This is a genomic window from Streptomyces sp. AM25, assembly GCF_058146165.1.
Genome location: NZ_JBKIWN010000020.1, coordinates 189,380 through 209,729 on the forward strand (window position 1 = coordinate 189,380; position 20,350 = coordinate 209,729).

Genomic DNA, 20,350 nt, shown 5'->3' on the forward strand with positions numbered 1-20,350 from the left:
AGCGAGCCGTGTTCACCTGGAGAAGTCCGTGGAAAATGCCTTACCTGGTGTTGCGGAGGGAGTCGCCTCGGACGCTGGCGACGAAGCTGGTGAACGCGCCGGCGGAAACGAGCAGCGCGGGGCCTTCGGGGTTCTTGGAGTCGTGCAGGCCGATCCCGTCATGTTCTGTGGTGGTGAGGTCGGCGACCATGACGCAGGTGTTGCCGTTCCCGCTGCGGGACGCCTTGAACCAGGCGTCCGGCGGGGCTAGGTCGGATGCGGTGAGGGGTCGGGTGTGGCCGGTGGTGGTCATTGCGTGATCTCTCGCGATAGTCGGTGCAGGAACCCCTGCGTGTCCTCCGGAGGTAGCGCCGAAGCGCGCAGGGCATCAAAGGAACGGGTGAACCGTTTGATCTCACGAGGCTTGTCCGTCACTGCGACCGCTCCCCAAGCCGTGTCAGCCCAGACGATCTGCGGCAGGGTGTCACCCGGATCGAGAAGGACGAAGTCATGCGCGGCCCGGTAGCCACGTGACTGGAACGGCAGGATCTGCACGGTGATGTTGTCCATCGCCGCCAGCTTGACGATCTCCTCGTACTGCTCACACATCACATCCGTACCACCGACTATCCACCGCAGCGCGCCCTCACCGAGGATCGCCCACAGCCGTGGTGCCTCGTCGCCAATCAGCAACGCTTCCTTGCGGCCCATCCGCAACGCGACGTGCTTGTCCACGAACTCGGTCGTGGTCTCCTCAATGGGCTTGAACACCTCGTGGACGGCGCGGGCGTACGCCTCGGTCTGGAGTAGTCCCTGCATCGCCGTGGGGGTGTAGGCGCGGATGGACTGCGCGGCTGACTCGATGCCGACGAAGCGCTGCATGCCCGAGGGCATCACGTCCTTGTATTCGGTCCACCACTCCTGGCTGGACGCTTCTCGCTGGATCTCCAGCAGTTGTTCCACGTCGTTGTCGTCGGTGATGCCGTAGCGTTCGAGGAGCTTGCGTAGTTCGCGGGCTTGGCGGAAGGACTGAAGGCCGGTCTCCACACGCTGGAGCTTCGTTTCGGAGAACGGCATCCCCCGGGCGGCGTCTTCGATCGTCAGTCCGGATGATTCCCTCAAGCGCCGCAGATGCGCGCCTAGTTCCATGCGGCGCGCGGTTGGTCTGGCCCGAGCTACCACGTACTTGCCTCCTCGGCGCATGTGATCGGTAGCCACGTTGAAGCGTGCAGAGATCGTGCCCAACTGCCCGCTCTAGCACGGCATTTGCATGATGGGGCATGTGCCAATACCGGCGCAAGAGCTCCTTCATTGCCGATTCACTTGCCGACGCGCTGTGCCGCACGCCACCGTGGAGACCTGAACCAATCCCGGCGCCCCAGTTGCCAGGATTGCGCAGTGCACGGTGGGTTGCCGTCCCCCGAATGCATGCCTGAGCGGCGGCCCACCGTCCCAGTCCGCACCCCCGCTCACGCTGGAGCTCACCCATGCCCGATGTCCGTGGCACCGCCATGCCTTCGCACCCCCCGCGTGTGCGGTTGACCCGTCAGCAGAAGCTCAAGGCCCAGCACCCGCTCGTGCCGCCCGGCGAGGACAGCGCCGCCCCCGACGCATCCGGTGAGCCGGAGGAAGGCAAGATGCCCCACGACCGCCCGGAGGTGACTCGTCACACCCCGACGGCCGGGGTGGAGCACGGATACGCGTTCGACCAGGACGCGATCAACGCCACGGTACGGCGTGCGCTGGATCAGCTGCCCTTGGCCAATATCGTGGACAACCTCGTCGCGGCCCTGCGCTGGCACATCGGAATGCTTGTGCCCGTTATCGAGGCCAAGGACTGGGGGGAGCACGGCCGGGACCCGGCCGTCGACGTGATCCTCGGCGCGGTCCGTGCGAAGGTCGCCGCAGTGCCGGCTGCCGGTACGCAGGCGATCGAACGGGCCGTATACGCGCAGGAGCTAGCCCGGACCTGCCGGGCTCTCCTTCCTCTGGCCACCATCGACCCCGCTTGCGAGAGGCAACACCCGCTCGTGCTGTCGACCTGTACGCACGGGGGCCCCGGGGGGAGGGGCTGGGACACCGCCGAGAGCGACCCCTGCCTGTCCACGGCGCCCGGGGGCGGTCGGTGAGCGCCACCGGGTACGCGCTGAACACCGACGACAAGACTGCGCTCGCCCTCACCGCAACGGACACCGTACGGGGCTACTGGTGTGAGGTGACCGCGGAAGGGCCGGTGTACGGCAAGGACGAGTGGGCGCGGTCCGTGTTGGGTACCTTCCCGACCCCGTTCGTGGGACGCGCGCTGCGGTGGCTGCGTAGCGAGGCTCTGCGTATCGCTGACGGACTTGACCCCGAACCGGAAGCGGTGCCGTCGCTGCGCGGGGGCCTCCGCAGGATCGAGCTGTCCATCGAGTTCGACGTCGGGGATGCACCCACCGCCTTACGTAACTGGGCGAACGCCGACTGGGTCCGGCAGGCCGCATATGACCAACTGCGCGGAGGAGAGCCGTTCCTCCTGGTCGTGGCCGACCTCACGGGCCGGTACGTGCTTGCGGCATGGCCCGTCGACGTTCCGGCGCGTTCCGACGCACGGCCTGTGGAACGCAGACAGCCCACAAGCTCCCGCTCTGATCACCTGAAACGCAGGAAGCACCGCCGACAGGCTGCGGGTCTCCTCCATCGGTGATCAGAGTGGGCCAATCGTCCGCCATTGGCTGGGGGATTCCCGAGGGCACCGGTAACCATCACGGCCGGACTGCCCAGCCAGTGGCGGACCGCTCGGCCCCTCGCGTGGGGAGGGGGCCGAGTACGCCAATCCCGACCTGCCAGGGCTCCCGGCGGGCGGGATAGCCAGCGAGCCCACCTGACATATCGCCCTTATATCGCAGGTAAGTTCGGCCGCTTTTCGCAAAGTCTTGGCCTGTGCTGTGTGTCCTAGACTCGTGGCTTCGTTCTCGGCGCCACAGTCGCCCTGGCCAGGTTCAGCAGCGCCACAGCTCCTACCGGCACAGCTCTCACATGCTGCTCAGGAAGGAATACGCCCTATGCCCGAAGCAACCGCCGACTCCGATCGCGCCATGGAACTGCGGGACCGCATGGTCGATGAACTCGTCGAGCGGGGCGAGATCGTCTCCAAGGAAGTCGAACGGGTGATGCGCGCCGTACCCCGGCACGCCTTCGCCCCGGAAGCGGACCTGGAGGCGGCGCATCACGCCTACAACGCCGTGGTCACCAAGAGGGACGAGCACGGCAGGGCCATCTCCTCGGTCAGCGCACCGCAGATCCAGGCGTTCATGCTAGAGCAGGCCGCCGTCAAGCCGGGAATGCGGGTGCTGGAGATCGGTTCCGGTGGCCTTAACGCCGCCTACCTCGTGGAACTGGTCGGCGACGCCGGCGAGGTGACGACGATCGATATCGACGCCGACGTCACTGACCAGGCCACCCGTCTGCTGGAGCGGAACGGCTACTCGCGCGTGCGCGTCGTGCTCGGCGACGCTGAGGAAGGGGTTCCGGACCAGGCCCCATACGACCGGATCATGGTCACCGTCGGCGCCTGGGACATCCCGCCCGCGTGGGTCGAGCAACTGACCGAGGACGGTCGCCTCGTCGTGCCGCTTCGCATGCGAGGACTCACGCGGTCCATCGCTCTCCAGCGGACCGGCGACCACTTGGTCAGCGCCTCGGTGCCACGGATCTGCGGATTCGTGAACATGCAGGGAGCGGGCCAGCACGAAAACACGCTGCTTCTCGTCAACGGCACCAACGAGATCGTCCTGCGGTTCGACGACGAGGCGCCGGCCGAACCGAGCCTGCTGGACAACGCGGTACGCCACCCGCGGGCCGAGAGCTGGACGGGCGTCACCGTCAAGCGCGGTGAGCCCATTGACATGCTTCAGCTGTACATGGCCACCATGCTGCCCGGCTTCTGCACCATGGGCGTGGACCCGGAACTCGACACCGGAATCGTCGTCCCGTGGAACAAGCGCTTCTCCATGGCGGCCGTGGACGGCCCCAACTTCGCCTACATCACCCCGCGCCTCACCGAGGACGAGAAGTCCTTCGAATACGGGGTCCACGCCCTCGGTCCGGACGGTCCCGAGATCGCTGAGAAGATCGCCGCCCACGTGCGCACATGGGACCAGGAGCATCGCGGCGGACCCGGACCGCGCATCGCCGTCTACCCGGCCGGCACCCCTGATGGCCGGATTCCCGAACTTCCCGGCGCCCTCCTTATCAATAAGGATCACTGCCGGGTCTCGATCTCCTGGCCCACGATGGCGAACGCCGCCGGGGACTAGGGAACCCTGCACCACACCACCGAACAAGGAGAGTGACCGCAATGCCGAACCTCCTCGTACCGGAAACCGACACCCAGACGGATGCGCTCGACGACGAGTTCTCGCTCGACGTCCGCGTCGTCGTGACCAACCGCCCCAGTGCCAACACCGGTGACTGCCCCACCGATGACGGGTGCGGCGACAGTTGCAAGGACGGCGCCAGCGCTTGCGACTCGTTCATCGGCGACCCGTCCTAACGGATCATGTGCGGCTGGTGCGCCGGAACGGAGGTCCGGCGCACCAGCGTCCGCGTACCGCTCTGGAGGTAATCGGTGTCGAATCCATCAGCGAACTACCGATGGCGTGCCGGTGCGATGCTTCGCGCCACGACCGCCCCGGGCACGTGGGACCTGCCTCGCGACCTCAATCTGTTCAGCGATGCAGCGGTCGCGCAGGGACGGGCGTGGCTGGCGGCCGTGTGGCAGCGGGAGGACCTCCGCGATGCGCTCAGCGCTGCCAGCCCCGGCCTGTGTCAGCAGATAGCCGACGTGGCGGCCGGCGAGCGTACTGCACCGCGACAGGTCCGACGGACCGTGGTCTCCCTCTCCTCCTATCTCCTGCGTTGGCAAAGCCGCCCCACACCGTTCGGACTGTTCGCCGGTGTGGCCCCCGCACGAATTGCCGAAGCACCGATGATCGAGTGGGGGGACAAACACCACACCGTGGTGCGGGCCGACACCCGATGGCTCGCCGCCCTCGTCGCCCGTCTCCAGCAGGTTCCCCAGCTGCTCGAACGCCTCACCGTCGTCACCAACGACTCCGGGTACGTTCGCGGCAACCGCTATGTGACCCCTGGTTCTCCAGCGGCCGTGGATCCGAAGTCGTTCGCCCCTGTCGCGGTCTCGGTTCGGCACAACCGGCCCGTTGCCGCTGTCATTGAGGCAGCCCGCACCCCCATCGTGTACCGCGACCTGCGCGCACAGCTCTGCGCGCAGTTCCCGTCCGCCCCGGCCGACCGGATCGAGAGCATGCTCAGCGGCCTCCTCGCCCAGAACATTTTGATCACCAGCCTCTGGCCGCCCATGACCTGTCTGGACTCCCTCGGCCACGTGTGCACCATGCTTCAAACCGTCAAGGCGCACAGCATCCCCGAGATCACGAACCTCGTACGCGAACTACACGCCATACACGAGCGACTTGAAGAGCCGGCTCCCATCGATGGCTGGGCGTCGAGGCCCACGCTGACCGATCGCATGAGGGCGCTCAACGACGCCGCACCGGTTCCGCTCGTGACCGACACCGTACTGGACTGCACCGTCCGGTTACCGGAGCAGGTGGCCGCGGAAGCCCAGGAAGCGGTCACTGTCCTGCACCGGCTGTCGCCCTACCCGTTCGGGTATCCGGCATGGCGCGACTACCACGCACGGTTCCGGGCGCGGTACGGCCCCAGCGCGGTCGTTCCCGTCCTGGATCTGGTGGCCGACAGTGGCCTCGGCCTACCGGCCGGCTACCTCGGCTCCGCCCACCAGGCAGCCCCCAGGCAACTGACCGAGCGTGACGGGAAAATGCTGCGCCTCGTCCAGCACGCCATGCTGGAAGGCCGCGGCGAGATCGTTCTCACCGAGAAGCTGATCGCCGACTTGGAGGAAGACTCCGAGACCATTCCAGTACCCCGGGCCGAGATAGCCGTAGAGATCCACGCCCCCTCGCTGGACGCCATGGCACGGGGATCATTCCGGCTCCTGGTGACCGGGACACCGAGGCCCGGCAGCAGCATGGCGGGACGCTTCGCCCACCTCTTGCCCGCCCAGGACCAAGCCCGGCTCGCCGACACCTACCAGGCCGCCGGTCCCGAGGCCATCGCCGCGCAGCTGTCCTTCGCGCCGCGCCGTCGGCGCAGCGAGAACATCGCCCGCACCATGCAACTCCTGCCCAACGTGATCCCCCTGGCCGAACACCGGGCACCGCACGAGGGTTTGATCCCGCTCACCGACCTCGCGGTCACCGCGGACACGCAACGACTCTGGCTCGTCCAGCTCTCCACTGGCAGGAACGTCGAGCCGCGCGTGCTGCACGCGCTGGAAGCCGGAGTGCACACCCCGCCACTCGCACGCTTCCTCGCCGAGATCACGACGGCCCGGTGCGCCATCTACAAGTCCTTCGACTTCGGAGCCGCATCCCGCCTGCTCTACCTGCCCCGGGTCCGCTACAAACGCACCATCCTGGCCACCGCCCGGTGGCTGCTAACCGCCCGCGATGTCCCCGGCCGGGATGCCGACGTGAAGGCGTGGGACGTCGGGTTTGAAGAATGGCGGACCAAGATGCGCGTACCCGACCGCATCACTTTCACAGAGCAGGATCAGCGGCTGCGGCTCGACCTGACCCACCCGCTTCACCGGCTCGTCCTCCGTACCCGCCTCAACGCCGCGCGCAGGCTCGAACTCCGCGAAGCCCCTGATCCGAAGGAACTTGCCTGGATCGGCCGCGCGCACGAACTCGTCCTGCCTGTCACCGCGGTCGGCTCCTCCACACAGAAGCCCGGCACGGTCTGCACACCGACCGACAAGCCCGCCTACCTGCCCGGCGGATCCAGCATCCTCGCCGCCCAGGTCCATGCTCACCCTGAGCGCTACGACGAAATCCTCGCCGAGCACCTGCCCGAGCTGACCGACAGCTTCAAGACCGTGACCCCGTGGTGGTTCAGCCGACACCGCACGATGCCCCGGCCCGACGCCGACCAGTACCTGTCCTTATGCCTGCGCCTTACCGACCCCGAGGCGTACGGCCACGCCGCCGAACTTGTGCACGACTGGGCAGCCCGTCTGCGCCGACAGCACCTGATAGCCCATCTGACGCTCGCCACCTACGAGCCGCAGCGTGCCCGCTACGGTCACGGCGCGGCCATGGAGGGCGCGTACGAGGCATTCGCCACCGACTCCGCCGCAGCCCTCGCCCAGATCCGCATGGCACCCCTCGCTGGCGTCAGCCCCCAGGTCCTCACCGCAGCCAGCATCGTCGACCTCGCCGCCCACTTCGCCCCCACTACCAGCGCCGGCCTCCACTGGCTGACCCGGGAAATCCCCCACGAGCACGGGCCGCTGGACCGGAAGCTCCGCGACCAGGCCCTCGGTCTCACCGACCTCCACAGCCCCGAGCCCACCCTGCGGTCCTTGCCCGGCGGAAGCGACGTGGCCGCCACCTGGCAGGCGCGCGCCGCAGCGCTGTCCTCCTACCGCGAAAGCCTTGCCGAACAGCGCGACCCGCTCACGGCCCTCCACTCCCTCCTTCGGCTGCACCAGGTGCGCACACTCGGCTTGGACTCAGACCTCCGACGAGTCACCGGCCGCCTCGCGCGCGCCTGCGCGCTGCGCCACATCCGCCGGAGGCCCGCATGACAGCACACCAACGTGCCCAGTCTCTCGCCGAGGGTGCAGCAGGAATCGCCCTGCTCCACATCGAACACGCGCACACCGGCCAGGGCACCTGGAAACAGGCACACACCTGGATCACGAAGGCAGTGGCCGACGAGGTCAGTGCCGCTGATTCCACCGGCCTGTACGTCGGCGCGCCCGCGGTCGCCTACATGCTGAACGCCGCCGCCACCGGCTCTTCCACGCGCTACCAAGACGCCCTCGCCACCTTGGACACACACGTCACCGAACTCGTGCACCGCCGTGCTGCTGCCGGCATGGCGCGCATCCACCGCGGAGACCAGCCCACCTTCCGCGAGTACGACGTCTTCTACGGCTTGACCGGCATCGGCGCCCACCTCCTGCGCCGCGCCCCCGGAGGAAGCGCTCTCGAAAGCATCCTGCACTACCTCGTCGAACTCACCAGGCCCTTGAAGAGCGACGACCGAACCCTGCCCGGCTGGTGGGTCGCCCATGACCAGCACACCCGCACCTCCGCCCGGTATCCCGGAGGCCATAGCAACCAGGGGACGGCACACGGCGTCACCGGGCCGCTCATGCTCCTCGCGCAGGCTGTCCGGCGCGGGATCACCGTCGATGGTCAACTCGACGCCATCAACACCATCTGCACCTGGCTCGACAGCTGGCAGCAGTACAGCGAATCGGGCGCTTGGTGGCCCGAGTGCATCACCCTGACCGACCTGCGCACCGGCCGCCCCAGCCAAAAGGACCCCGCCCGCCCGAGCTGGTGCTACGGCACTCCCGGCATCGCGCGTGCCCAGCAGCTCGCCGCCATCGCCACGGACGACACCAAGCGTCGGCACGCCGCCGAACAACACCTCGCCGACTGCTTGTCCGACCCCGCACAACTCTCCCGGCTCACCGACACCGGGTTGTGCCATGGATGGGCGGGCGTCTATCAGACCGTCTGGCGCGCGGCCCGAGACGCGGCCACCCCGGTGCTCCGCCCGGTTCAGTCCCGCTTGGCCGATGCCCTGGCCCGCCACGCCGCGCCCAGCGCGGCGGGTGGGCCGGGGTTCCTTGAAGGCAGCTCGGGAACCGCCCTCGCCCTGATGACCGCCGCGCAGGACACTGCGCCAACCTCCGGATGGGACGCATGTCTCCTGATCGACTGACCTTCGACGCCGTAACCGTGACGGAGCCAGACCTTTTGCCAGATGAGACGGTGCTGGTGGAGCAGGGCGGCAACGACTGGTTACAGCTGAACCTTCAGTTCCCGGACTGGACGACGGCCGAGCAGATCGCAGCAGACCACGTCGTGCCGCTCCTGGACCGTGCTGAAGCGGATGGCCTCGCCACACAGTGGTGGTTCATCCGCAAATCTCCGTGCTGGCGGCTCCGCGTACGGCCTCACGGTCACAACGCGGAGGACAAGATCGGAGCCGCCTTCGACGAGCTGACCGTTAACGGCCATCTTCGCCGCTGGTGGCCAGGAGTCTATGAACCGGAAACTGCCGCCTTCGGGGACACCGAAGGCATGCGTGTCGCCCACGAACTCTTCCACGCGGACAGCCGTGCCACCCTGAGCCTGCATCGACAGAAGGAAGTCCCCATAGGACGCCGGGAGTTGTCCCTTCTGTTGTGCGGCACCCTGATGCGTGCCGCCGCGCTGGAGTGGTACGAGCAGGGCGACGTGTGGCACCGCGTCGCCCACATGCGGCCCCTCCCCGATGACGTCCCCGCGGACCGGCTTGAGGAACTGTCCGAAGGACTGCGACACCTGATGCGCGCCGACACCACACCGGACGGCCCCCTGATGGGCACAGACGGCCCCCTCGCCTTCGCCGCCGACTGGGTCGGCGCCTTCCGGGAAGCGGGCACTGCACTCGGTAAGGCTGCCCGCGCCGGGACCTTGGACCGGGGCCTGCGTCACATCCTCGCCTACCACGTGGTCTTCCACTGGAACCGCCTCGGACTGCCCGCACGCAAACAGAGCATCCTCGCGTGGGCCGCCCGCGGCGCCGTCCTCGGCCCGGCTGTACGGAAGACGGACGCGCCGAAGCAGAACCGGTTGAGCATCCCGCCCGCGGTCAGCCGCCTGGCCGCACGGTTCCCGCTGGTGCCGCGGCCACGGCTGGCCTGCCCCGGCCTCGCTACCCGGAGCCTCCAAGTCCGCTCCTATGCGCACCAGAGCGAACAGCAGACGCACCCTGAACACCGTCTCGAACGTGCGTGTTCGGCCTGGAACCTTGCCTCCCTGATCGCGGCAGACTCCGGCATGCCCGGCCTCGCCGCCGACCTGTGCTGGCGCCAGTTCGCGATCTTCCAGAAGGCATGGCCGCTATCCGGCCGGACCGCTATCGCCTCGCTCCAGCCACTCGTCAATCTCGCCCGCCTCACCGGCCGGGCCGGCGACCCCGAAAGCGCCTACCAGGCGCTCTACGCCATGGATCACGCTATGCACCACGACGGAGCAAGCACCCTGATACATGGCAGGAGCATCTCTTTTGACCGTTTCACCGAGTGCGGCAGCGACCGCAAGGACGTCGTGCTCTGGATGCGGAGCGTCCTGCTCGAAGATGGCACCCGGCTCCTCGCCGCCACCGGACAGTGGGCAAGGGCCGCAGCACACGCCGCGCTCTGCGATGATGCCGCTGACCGCCTGCGCGAGGCCCGCCAAGTACGGGCCATCGCGCACCTGCACGACGGTGATGCCGACACCGCGCGCGCCCTTCTCGGAGATGCCGTGATCAGCGAACCGTGGGAGCGCGCAGTTGCAGCATGTCTGCGCACTTACAGCGCCATTCGCACCCACCCAGACGACGTGGCTGCGATGCTGGACGCCGCCAAGAACGCTTTGCACTCCTTGCCCACCCAGGACCTGGCTTTCTTCCGCCTCCGGCTTGGCCTGACCGCAGTGGACATCGCTGTGCAGACAAGCCCGGGGCTCGACGCGGAGAGCCTGTACACCGAGCTGATCCGGGACGCCGCGGAATCGGGCGACGCCCTCACCGCCCGCGAACTCCTGCGCCACGAACAGGTCCGCGAGCGATTGACTCCGGCCGAGACCCAACAGCTGGACATGTTCGTCCACGATGCCGGTCTCGGTCGGGGGACCATCCCTGCACCGCTGCTGTCCGAACTGATGGGAGCGGTTGAGACGGCCGAAAGTTCTCTCACCCAGGCCCTCGTACAGGCTGACCGTTAGAGCGTGTTCACGGAAGCTCCGCAGCGATCCGCAGGAGGCTTGCCTAACCAAGCTCCGCGCGCGTTACGGCGGGGGAACGTCTTCGGGTCGATTCTGTGAGTCGGGCTGTGCCAACACGGCGCCGTGCCTGTACCCGTACGAAGAGCGTGGGGATGCGGAGGGGGCCGATGAGTCCTTGCTGCCGGACTGCGGCGTCATATCGCGCCCGGCAGCCGTACCAACCGTCATCCGTGTGAAAACCTGTTCGGCTTGATCGAGTCGGAGCCGTATGGCTCCGTACGGACCTTCCGCGTAGCCGGTGCGGTACCCGTGCCGGTGTAGTTCCAGCGCGGCGTGCACGCCGGCGTCTGCCGGGTCGGTGTCCTCCGGCGGCACGAGCGCGTGCAACTCCTCCTTCCACTCCCATCCGAGGTCCCGCAGCACCGCACGGGCCTCCGTCTGCTCCCAGCCGCTCGTGGCGGCGACGCCGCGGCGGGGGTCCGAGGCGAAGACGACATCGGGGTTCGGGTGCATCAGGCCAGCTCCTTGACCGGTTCCACAACGGTTGTTTCATCAGGGGACGTTGGAGGCAGAGGAGGCCAGGCAGCGAGTTGGAATCGGGCGGGCCGGTCCGTGTGACGGCCAACCCGGCAGTCGTCGCCGGCCTTGCCGAGGGCGGCGTTCATCCGAGTGACGAACCGCTCGTACTGCTCGTGCCAGACCACGGCTGACCCGGCGGTGTCGGCGTAGGCGTCGGCCCGTGCGAAGGCCAGGGCGGCGATCTCGTAGACGAGGGCGTCGTGTTCCATCCAGCACGGCGGGATGACCTGGTGCGGTTGCCAGGCGTACGACGCGTTGAGCCACCTGCACACTGTGTCCAGCCATGTCGGCATGCCGTCGAGCAGCTCACGGGTCAGTGCCCCGATGTCCCAGGGTGCCGGGCCGTCCACCACAGACTCCTCGGCGGCCCTCTCCGCGAGGTATTCGGCGATCAGCGAGGGAGGTTCGGGGAACGGCGTCAGCCGGGCGAGAGGGTTCGTGTTCACGCGGCGACCCCCTGACGGTCCGCCCAGGCCGCAGCATGGGCCTCGGCCTGCTTCTTCTGCTCGGCGGCCTGCCGGGCGCGCTCGATGTCGTTCGCGCGGCGAAGGTCACGGATCTGGGATTGGATCTCCGGCCAGGAGTCCCAGGTCCACATGCCGTCGAGGCGGGTGATGACCGGGGGAAGGTTGTCGGCGAGGACGAGCGCATGGCCCTCCTCAAGGGCCTTGATCTCGTCGCTCCGCAGCACCGCTTCGAGGGCGACATGCGTCGCCGTGGACTGGCCGCCGCGGTCGCCGCTGCTGGTGGTCTTCGTCGTCCGCACCCGCTCGACCTGACCGCAGAGGTCGGACATGTCCCGCAAGAAAGCCGGGTCCTTGCCTCCGCCGAACACGACGACGTTGTTCGTGTACGACGCCAGCTCGTTGGCGGTGTCCTCGCCGAAACGTGCCCGGGCGGAGGCCCAGCCCTGGAGGCCGATGATCACGGTGATCCCTCGCCCGCGACCGTCGGCGACGCGCTGCCGCAGGGAGGGGATCGGCGCGACGTTCGGGGCCTCGTCCAACGCCGCCAGGAGGGGCGGGTCAAGTCTTCCGGCCGGGGAAGCGGTGGCGTGCGCCTCCGCGATGTCGAGAAGGTCCTCCGTCACCGCGGTCGTCAGCGGTGCTACGGAGTTCACCTCGGAGTCCTTGCCCAGCAAGTAGACGGTGCCGCCTGCGTCGAGGACCTGGCGGAAGTCGGTCGGCTCCTCCCCGTTCCCTCGAAGGGCTTCGATCACTGACTGGTGGGCCAGCGGCTCCAAGGCCGCTTCGAGGGTCACGGCGGTGTTGCCGACGGTACGGCTGTCGCCCGTGGTCGACGTACGGAACATGTCTGCCCAGCCGGGGCCGGCGCCGGGGTGCGCGGTCAGAATGCCCAGGGGTGCCGGGTCGTTCAACTTCCGGGCCCAGGCAAGCATTTGATCGAGGCTGGCGCCGTCGAGGGCAGCGGCGTGAAGGATGGCGGCCAGAACCTTGGCGGCCTGCCCCTTGTAGAAGGCGCTGCCCTCGGACGACTGGGCAGCGGCGCCCGGGATGCGGGAACCGGCCACAAGCGCCTTGGCCCGCATCATCGCGGTCTCCGTGCTGGCCGCCCCGGCGATCGGCGACCACCGGAATCGGGGCAGCGACGGCGCGATGCCCTGCGGGTCGAAGACGTACACCGGCCGGTCGTCGCGCCGACGGGCGTCCAGGGTGAGCTCTACCAAGTCCGCCTTGGTCGAGGTGGCGACAACCGGACCGGCCCAGCGCCGGACGGTCGGGGCGAAGAACCGCAGGGTCTTCCCGGACCCCATCGGGCCGATCACGCGGCATGCCTTATCTGCTCGGGACCACAGGTCGATGCCCTTGGGGCGCCGGGAGACCCCGAGGGCATAGCCGAAGTCGAGTGGATCGAGGGCGGGAGGGTGGTGCATGTGGTGCTCCGGAACGAGAGGGCGGCGCCGCGGGTCAGGCCCGCGAACGCCCGTGCTTGGTGAGGGCAACGGCCGCCGGCCGCGAGGGGCCGCCGTCGCCGGTCGACAGGGAAGGTCGGATCTCGGCTGCCTTGACGACGGCTTTCGCGGACAGGTGGCGCTTGAGCTGGGCTTTCGTGGCAAAGCCCGCGTTGCGTCGAGCGCGGTTCGACACGGCCCACAGCGCCACCGCCCCCATTCCGCAGACGGCGACGAGGCCGTACAGCACGAGGGACAGCCCGCCGGGCAGGAGGGCCACTACTCGGCCCGCCGTTCCGCTCGCGCGGCGAGGTAGCGCATCCGCCGCCCGCACAGCCGGGCGACCGACGCTTGGGGCCCCGCACAGCGCGGAGGTGAGGCGTGGAAGGCGGCGTGAAGGTCCTCCGCGCCCCGCCAGACGTGGCTGACGGCCGCGCGGACGCGGCCACCGGCCGCCGAGTAGTCGCCGCGGTCGAGCATGGTGGCGAGCTGGGCTGCCCGCTGTCCGAGTTCGAGAAGTTCAGCGTGCAGCTTGTCAATGTCGTCGCGGACGGTGCGTCCGTACGTCGGGAGCGCAGCCGGTTCGAAGGTCGTAGCAGTCATGAGTACGCGGTTCCGTATTGCTTATCCGTGGAGGTGAGGAAGGGCCGTGCTTATTCGCCGGGGGACGTATTGACGAGGTCCGCCATGGATCCGGACGAGAAGCACAGGTGTTGTTCCGCCTCGGTGAGAAGGTGCTGCACGCCGGGGTAGATGACTTCACCGACTTTCCAGAGGGCCACACCTCTGCGCAGACGCATGATGTGCTCCGCTGTCCAGGCCGGCAGGCCAAGGCGCCTGACGGTGTCTTCGGCCTCCGCCTTCTTCATCGAGTAGACGACGACGGTGTCCGCCATTTTCAGCGCCGCCTGTGTTTCCGGGCTGTCGTCGATGTCGCTCAGGTGATGAACGATGAAAATGCAGCTGAGGCCGTATCCGCGGGCGAACTTGAGGAACTTCTCCAACAGCGCCGCGAGTTGGGGAGTTCCGAGGACGTGCCAGGCTTCCTCGCACACGAGGATCCTCTTGCGCTGGGTGTACCGGCGGCATCCGGCAGTAGGGTTCGCGCCGAGCTCCCAGGCCCCGGAGGCCGCGTCTACGACTCGCCGCTCGTGCTGGCTGGGCTCGGTGCCGCATTCGCACATCGGCCGCAGCCATACCTCTTCGAGGAAGACGCTGATCACCGCGACGAGGATCGTCATGGCGACGCCGCCCGAGGGGACCTTGGTCAGGTCGAAGACGATCATGTCGGCGTCGAGGTCGATGCTGAGGCTGGTGGGGCCGTCGAGCATGCCGATCAGGTCGCCGGTCGCGTCTTCATCGCTGCCGCACAGCCGGTCGAGGACGTAGGAGGCTTCCAATCCGTCGTTGAGCAGCTCGTCCAGCGTGCGCCTCTTGGCGAGAGCATCCGCTTCCTCCGGAGACCGGAGGGCGGCAGCGACGTCCGCCAGCACCGGCGTGCGTCCTTCGTCGGCTGCCCGCTGGTGGGCCCTCCTGATCGCCAGCCGCAGGGCGGAGCCGGCGAACTCGCCCAGCGGCCTGCCGAGACCAAGCTCAACGATCGTCCGGACCAGCTCGATCTGCCGCTTACCGGCGATGGCCGGGTCCATCGGGTTGATGCAGGAGGCGCCCGTGCCGCCGCCCGGCGCGAACTTCACCGGGGCCTTGCCGGTGAGGGACCGCCCGAGGGCGGCCCACTCGCCTTCCTCCCTCTCCTTCTGCTCCTTCGTATCGAGGACAACGACCTTGCGGCCCAGGCGGATCTGCCGGGCCACGTAGGTCTTGATCAAGGCCGACTTACCCCGGCCCGTATCCCCCATCACGATCATGTTGCCGCCGGGCAAGCCGTCCCCGAACGCGCAGAAAGGGCAGTAAATGAATGCCTTGCCGGAGTACAACTCCCGGCCGATGACGGCGCCTTCTGTGCCAAGGGTGGGCGGCGCGATGGGGAGATAGAGAGCCTGGCTGGTCGTGGTCTCGGTGAAGAGCGGACGCCGCACCGTCTCGTGCATGGGCGTCAGCGGGGCCAGGTCGAGCAGGTCAGTCACTTGATGCCCCCAGCGAGCGGCAAGGTGGTGGCGAAGGCGCGAGCGTGCTCAAGATCGAGCCACTCGATCCGGAGTCGGGCGGTACGGGCACGGGAAGCCGTGGTGCGCTTGGTCTTCTCCAGCTCTTCGGGGCTCCGCGCGGAGATCGTGATGTAGCCGACGACGGCGGAGCCGGCCGCACCGGAGGAGGCCAGGGCCATGCCACGCGAGCCGGTGGCGTTGGCGGCGATGAGGTCGCGGGGGTCCACGTTCTTGCCCCGCTGGCGGTCGCGCAGCAGCTCCGCCTGGTTGTTGGTGTCCTCCGCGAGCATCCGTTCCACCGCGGCGTCGTTCGGCTCAAGGTCCTGCGTGATGGCCATGGTGCGGATCACGTCCGGCATGCCGATCAGCAGAGGCGAGAGGAAGTCCGGCCCGACGGGTGTGGTCGGCCAGCCGACGACGGCCGCGGTCGCGTGGTACCAGCTGGACGTGGACCCGGCGGCGCGCGTGGCCACGTACTCGCCCGAGCGCACATCCACGTGGCGCGGGAACGCGTGGGCCCGGGGCAAGTCGGTGTCCCAGATGGCGTGGTCGGGGTCGTACGAGTTGCGGATGAACGCGGTCATCCGAGCCTCGTCGAGCGGAGCGATCACCGACAGGTCGGCGTCCTCGCAGCGAGACCACAGCTCGTCCAGACACGACGCCATGGCCGCGGCCACACCTTCGTCGCCGGTGCCGCGGGTGGCGGCATCTGCGGCAAGGTCGCGGGTGAACTTCGCATGGGCGGTGATGTAGTAGCGGTGCTCTTCCGCCGAGGTCGACACCGCGTTCGCCAATGCGTCGTAGGAGTCCTTCAGCCACTGCGGGGCGCCATCGGTGGCCGCCGACTCATCCCGTTGAGTGACGAACCGCTGGTGCGCGTACGGGTCGCTCTTCATCTGCCGAGCGAGGACCTGAATGCGCTTGACCGGGTGTTCCTCGGTGTTGCCGATGGCATCGAGCAGTTCGCCCCACCGCTCCAGGGCGACGACCTGTTCGCCGACTTCCTTGCCGCCCAGGCCGGGCGAGGCCACTTCCAGCGTCGCGGTGACGCAGCCGGCCTCCGGCTGGAGGACGACAACGGCCTGTTGACCGCGGACGGTCACGGGCATCCAGGTCATCCCGGCGATGCCTTCCGGTTCGGCGAGCGCGGCGTCCGGCGGGGTACCGTCCCGGCGGACACCCGCCTCGATGGCGGGGGAGACCCACACGCCGCCCGTCCGAGCCAAGGCCTTCCGGTGGTAGCGGGTGATCCGCCACCAGCGGTAGATCGTGCGGCGCTGCGACGTGCCCTTGGGCCGGTACGGGAGGAACACCACGACCAGGGCCAGGATGATCGGCAGGACAAGGCCGATCCCGCCCAGCACGGCGGAGCCGGAGAACAGGAAACCGCACAGGATGCCGAGACCGGCGCCGCAGCCCAGGACCACCTGTTCACCGAGGTCCCGGCGGCCCACCAGACCTGTGGGCCGGTGCTTGCCGAACTGATACGTACGAGTAGACATGGATCACTTGTCCTTGCTGGTGGGCGGCTTGATCGGCGCCCCGCCACCAGCGGGCTTCGCCGGCGGGGTGGGAGTGGTCGAGGGGCCGGAACCGGCGGTGGTCCCGGAGGTGAAGGTCGGAGCGGGAGGAGCAGGACGGGCGGGAGGCAGAGGCACCGGCGCGTTGCCCGGCCCCGGCTGAGTCGCCGGCCGCAGGCTTACGACGCCGGGCGCCAGGGACTGGCTGATGACCGGAGCCGAGGAACTGGCCTGACCGCGCGCTGCGGCCGGAGCGCTGGAAGGTGCCTGCCCGCCGCTGCCGTTCGGCGACGGCGTGCCCGTGCCGGAGCCGATGACCGAGCCGGTGGCACCGCCGTGGGACCGGGCCGAAGCCGGAGCGCCGGAAGCGTCTCCGCCGTGCTGCTGCTCGGTGCCGCTGTTCGTGGCGTCGGCCCCCTGCATCCCGGGAGACTGTGTCGCCTTGTTCTTCGCGAGGTCGGCACCAGCCTTCACACCGGCCGCAACTGCACCGGCCGGACCGGCCGCAGCACCGACACCAGCGCCCGAACCGGCTGCCGTCTTGGCGCTCGCCGTGCCGGCCTTACCGACCGTCGACGAGGCGGACGCCTTGCCGCCGGCCGCGGGAGCAGCTCCCTTGCCGCCGCCGGACTTCCCGCCACCGACCAAGGAGTCCTGGATGTGGGTGTTCATGGCGCGGTTGGCGTGCTGGGCCGGACCGTCCACCGCGGACATTGGGCCGGAGGACTGCGCGGCCTTGCGGTCGTGGTGCAGCTGCGCCATCTCGTCCCCGAAGGAGGGGAGCCATCGGTAGAGCGTCGCGGAGGCGAACACGGCGAGCAGCAGGATCAGTGCGCCGACCAGGGTTTTGGAGACGGCGTCCGACATGCTGCCGGTCGAGTCGCTCAGGATCGCGCCGCCCAGGCCGAGCAGTGCGAAGAGGACGGGTTTGGAGAGTCCGAGTGCGAAGATCGCGCCGAACCACTTCTTGCTCTTGCCCCACAAGTCCCGGTCCACGAGGCCCGCGTTCACGATCGGGCCGAGGGCCACGGCCACGTAGATGGCCGCGCTGCGGATGAGCAGCTCGACCCACATCAGCAGGGCTCCGCACATCATGATCAGGTTGACGACCAGCAACTGACCGACGCCCTCGGATGGGTTCGCCGCCATGATCTTGAGGACGTTCTCAAGGAACGGCTTGAAATTGGCCGTGGCGTACGGTTCGAAGACCTTCGTGACCTCGTCGATCGCCTTCATCAACAAGGCGATGGCACCGGGTGTCATCGCGTTGACGACGACCTGGAGCACCAGGAAGCCGATGGCCTCGCTGATCGCCTGAGTGAGCGGCACACCGCGCACGGCCCGCTTGGCGACAGCGATGAACCACAGCGCTGCGGTGATCAGCGACGAGGCCGCGAAGATGATCGCGTATTGCTTCAGGAAACCGGCGGAGGTCAGGTCGATCTTCGTCGTGTTCTGGATCAATTCCAGCATTTTGCGCAAAAACCAAATATTGGCCTCGGTCAACTTCTGCAGCAGGAAGCCCAGCGGGTCCTTGACGAAGTCAATCGCCGCTTTGGCCTCGCAGACCATTGGGATGTAGCAGAAGGGGTTCGCCACGGCGCTGGGGACGAAGATGAACCCCACCACGACGTTGACCCAGGTCAGCGCCAGGAGGCGGCGCCGCCAGGTGCGGCTCGGCCCGGTGCGCTCGATGGCCAGCAGGCCGGGCGCGTCTTCACGCAAGCGCAGGCGCATCGCTTGCACCTCCCACGGACGCGAAGCTGGTGGCCGGCGCGGCCTGTTCGGCTGCGGGCGGGGAGGGGACCAGGGGTTCCGCCGGCGTGACCGAGGTCGCCTTCCAGGTCCCGTCAGCCCAGACCAGATCCACGGACATGCGCAGGTAGGCGACCTGCGGACGCTGGGTCTCGTCCTTCCCGGCGATGCCGCCGACCGACGCGGTCCACAGCTCGACGCTGGCGGCCTGGTCCGAGTAGGACACGGAGCGGGTGGCCAGGACGGCAGTCCTGGTGACGAGCGGCTCGCCGTCCATCGTCTTGCCGTCCTCGCCGAGCGCGCGGTTCTCCGTGACGAGCCGGGCCGTTGAGTCGGTGTCCGACGTGACGGACCTCAGCGCGCTCGGTGCGACCGTGGCGGCCAGCATCGTGTGCCGCCAGCCAGAGTCCGTGAAGAAGCGCGGATCGCCGAACAGCATGACCTGGCTCGTCGCGGCGCCGAGGACTCCGCGCTCGTCGTGTGCGTACGGTGCCGGGAGTCCGTTCGTCCCGGTGGCACCGCTGAGGACCGGGTCGGCAGCGGCGCCCGGCACGTAGGAGGCGAAATCACCGGTGACGTTGGCTGCCTGGCGGACGTCGACCGGCGCGACCGGACCGCTGCCGGACGAAGTGCTGGCCACCTTCCAGTCGTTGTTCTCCCAGACGAGATTCATCGTCACCGTGCGGAAGCCCGCCTTCGGGGACGCGTGGCCCGCAGCACTGCCGCGAACAGTCGTTGTCCACAGCCGGATCGTGGCGTTGTGGATATCGAAGGCGAGGGGGTGAGCAGCGAGGACGCCCGTGCGGGCAATGGCCTGCTGTGGATCCAACTTGCTGTTGTCGCCACGCAGTTCGGCCACGGCCTGACTTGCCGTACGGTCCGCCTCCTTGATGGCGGCCGAGGCCGCACTGCTGGCCGACATGATCGACACCGCCCGGTGCCGTGCCTTCTCGTCCGTGAGGATGGCCGTGCTGCCGCTGACCGTCGTGTAGTTGGCCGCTGCTGCCTTGGCGCCGGCCTCGGTCCGGGGGTACCCCACGGGCACCCCGCCGTCAGCGCCTCCGCGGACCTCGTCGGCTGCCGGGGCTGAACTGGACGGAGCAGAGGCCGCGGGGGGCGTGGCCGGGGCGTCGCCCGTGGCCACGCTGACGGCCAGACCGGCAGCGGTGACCACCGCGACCGCCCCGGCGCCGATGCCCCAGAGCTTCGCCCCACCGGCCCGCCTCGGCGAGCCGCTGGCGGAGGAATCGTTGCGGACGGACCGTAGCCGCCGCTGTCGGGTCTGGACCGTCATGGGTCACACACCCATGCCGTAGGTGATCGTGAAGATCGTGCCGAAGGACGCGACGAGGAACACCGTCACCAGACCGCCGACCATCATGCCCTTGCCGCGCGAGCTGTCCATGGTCGAGTGGCCGTCGCCGATCCAGCCCTTCGACTTGGCGACGCCGGCGAGGAAGGCCCCGGCGCCGACGACCAGGGTGAGGGCGGCCAGGACGCCGAGCAGGATCTTGGCGGTGCCGCCGAGCTTGCCGAACGGGCCCCAGTCCGGCTTCACCCCGCTGACCACGTCGGCGCCGGCCGCGAGGGTGGTGTGTATGGACGGGTCGGCGGCAGCAGACAGGAGGTTGTGCATGGCGG

At 68.7% G+C, this 20,350-nt stretch carries 19 protein-coding genes; 7 read left to right on the forward strand and 12 right to left on the reverse strand.

Translation table 11 applies throughout. From position 1 onward, the window contains the following. Positions 1-40: 40 nt before the first annotated feature. Both ACLHRZ_RS26565 and ACLHRZ_RS26570 read right to left on the reverse strand, forming a co-directional pair. Positions 41-292: a DUF397 domain-containing protein gene (locus tag ACLHRZ_RS26565; RefSeq protein WP_490421039.1), complete on the reverse strand. Its 252-nt coding sequence runs from the start codon at positions 290-292 to the stop codon at positions 41-43. Further along, positions 289-1,224: a helix-turn-helix domain-containing protein gene (locus tag ACLHRZ_RS26570; RefSeq protein WP_490421040.1), complete on the reverse strand. Its 936-nt coding sequence runs from the start codon at positions 1,222-1,224 to the stop codon at positions 289-291. The genes ACLHRZ_RS26565 and ACLHRZ_RS26570 overlap by 4 nt, the downstream gene beginning before the upstream one ends. A gap of 242 nt (positions 1,225-1,466) precedes the next feature. Between ACLHRZ_RS26570 and ACLHRZ_RS26575 the strand changes: the two genes are divergently transcribed. The 7 genes from ACLHRZ_RS26575 (at position 1,467) to ACLHRZ_RS26605 (ending at position 10,835) form a co-directional block, all read left to right on the forward strand. Further along, positions 1,467-2,108 carry a DUF6415 family natural product biosynthesis protein gene (locus ACLHRZ_RS26575; RefSeq protein WP_490421041.1) on the forward strand — a complete coding sequence of 214 codons (642 nt, stop codon included), beginning with the start codon at positions 1,467-1,469 and terminating at the stop codon, positions 2,106-2,108. Next, positions 2,105-2,665 carry a hypothetical protein gene (locus ACLHRZ_RS26580; protein ID WP_490421042.1) on the forward strand — a complete coding sequence of 187 codons (561 nt, stop codon included), beginning with the start codon at positions 2,105-2,107 and terminating at the stop codon, positions 2,663-2,665. The genes ACLHRZ_RS26575 and ACLHRZ_RS26580 overlap by 4 nt, the downstream gene beginning before the upstream one ends. 358 nt (positions 2,666-3,023) lie before the next feature. Continuing rightward, the gene (gene fxlM / locus ACLHRZ_RS26585; RefSeq protein ID WP_490421043.1) at positions 3,024-4,277 is read left to right on the forward strand and encodes a methyltransferase, FxLD system; all 1,254 of its coding nucleotides are present in this window, start codon (positions 3,024-3,026) and stop codon (positions 4,275-4,277) included. Positions 4,278-4,318: 41 nt separating this feature from the next. Beyond that, on the forward strand, positions 4,319-4,513 hold the full coding sequence (gene fxlA, locus ACLHRZ_RS26590; RefSeq protein ID WP_490421044.1) for an FxLD family lanthipeptide: 195 nt from the start codon (positions 4,319-4,321) through the stop codon (positions 4,511-4,513). Between the two features lie 117 nt (positions 4,514-4,630). Continuing rightward, positions 4,631-7,651, forward strand: a complete 3,021-nt coding sequence (locus tag ACLHRZ_RS26595; RefSeq protein WP_490421045.1) for a lantibiotic dehydratase — start codon at positions 4,631-4,633, stop codon at positions 7,649-7,651. Continuing rightward, entirely contained in the window at positions 7,648-8,802 is a 1,155-nt protein-coding gene (locus ACLHRZ_RS26600) for a lanthionine synthetase C family protein (protein WP_490421046.1), read from the forward strand. Before ACLHRZ_RS26595 ends, ACLHRZ_RS26600 begins: the two co-directional genes overlap by 4 nt. A 35-nt stretch (positions 8,803-8,837) precedes the next feature. Next, positions 8,838-10,835 (forward strand): thiopeptide-type bacteriocin biosynthesis protein, encoded by a 1,998-nt coding sequence (locus tag ACLHRZ_RS26605; protein ID WP_490421047.1) that lies wholly within the window; start codon positions 8,838-8,840, stop codon positions 10,833-10,835. A 63-nt stretch (positions 10,836-10,898) separates the two neighbouring features. On the opposite strand, the gene ACLHRZ_RS26610 is transcribed toward ACLHRZ_RS26605, so the two are convergent. The 10 genes from ACLHRZ_RS26610 to ACLHRZ_RS26655 are packed head-to-tail and all read right to left on the reverse strand — an operon-like array spanning position 10,899 to position 20,345. Beyond that, positions 10,899-11,348, reverse strand: a complete 450-nt coding sequence (locus ACLHRZ_RS26610) for a hypothetical protein (RefSeq protein ID WP_490421048.1) — start codon at positions 11,346-11,348, stop codon at positions 10,899-10,901. Further along, positions 11,348-11,860, reverse strand: a complete 513-nt coding sequence (locus ACLHRZ_RS26615) for a hypothetical protein (protein WP_490421049.1) — start codon at positions 11,858-11,860, stop codon at positions 11,348-11,350. Before ACLHRZ_RS26615 ends, ACLHRZ_RS26610 begins: the two co-directional genes overlap by 1 nt. After that, entirely contained in the window at positions 11,857-13,308 is a 1,452-nt protein-coding gene (locus ACLHRZ_RS26620; protein ID WP_490421050.1) for a type IV secretory system conjugative DNA transfer family protein, read from the reverse strand. Before ACLHRZ_RS26620 ends, ACLHRZ_RS26615 begins: the two co-directional genes overlap by 4 nt. Before the next feature lie 34 nt (positions 13,309-13,342). Beyond that, on the reverse strand, positions 13,343-13,606 hold the full coding sequence (locus ACLHRZ_RS26625) for a hypothetical protein (RefSeq protein WP_490421051.1): 264 nt from the start codon (positions 13,604-13,606) through the stop codon (positions 13,343-13,345). Then, positions 13,606-13,929, reverse strand: a complete 324-nt coding sequence (locus ACLHRZ_RS26630; protein ID WP_490421052.1) for a DUF6238 family protein — start codon at positions 13,927-13,929, stop codon at positions 13,606-13,608. The genes ACLHRZ_RS26625 and ACLHRZ_RS26630 overlap by 1 nt, the downstream gene beginning before the upstream one ends. Before the next feature lie 50 nt (positions 13,930-13,979). After that, on the reverse strand, positions 13,980-15,413 hold the full coding sequence (locus tag ACLHRZ_RS26635) for an ATP/GTP-binding protein (protein ID WP_490421053.1): 1,434 nt from the start codon (positions 15,411-15,413) through the stop codon (positions 13,980-13,982). Further along, entirely contained in the window at positions 15,410-16,936 is a 1,527-nt protein-coding gene (locus ACLHRZ_RS26640) for an SCO6880 family protein (RefSeq protein WP_490421054.1), read from the reverse strand. Before ACLHRZ_RS26640 ends, ACLHRZ_RS26635 begins: the two co-directional genes overlap by 4 nt. A gap of 3 nt (positions 16,937-16,939) precedes the next feature. Beyond that, complete coding sequence (locus tag ACLHRZ_RS26645) at positions 16,940-18,691, reverse strand: hypothetical protein (protein ID WP_490421055.1); 1,752 nt, start codon at positions 18,689-18,691, stop codon at positions 16,940-16,942. Then, complete coding sequence (locus ACLHRZ_RS26650) at positions 18,672-20,003, reverse strand: hypothetical protein (protein ID WP_490421056.1); 1,332 nt, start codon at positions 20,001-20,003, stop codon at positions 18,672-18,674. Before ACLHRZ_RS26650 ends, ACLHRZ_RS26645 begins: the two co-directional genes overlap by 20 nt. 3 nt (positions 20,004-20,006) lie before the next feature. Beyond that, positions 20,007-20,345, reverse strand: coding sequence for a DUF8827 family protein (locus ACLHRZ_RS26655; RefSeq protein ID WP_490421057.1), 339 nt, complete (start codon positions 20,343-20,345; stop codon positions 20,007-20,009). Positions 20,346-20,350 lie beyond the last annotated feature (5 nt).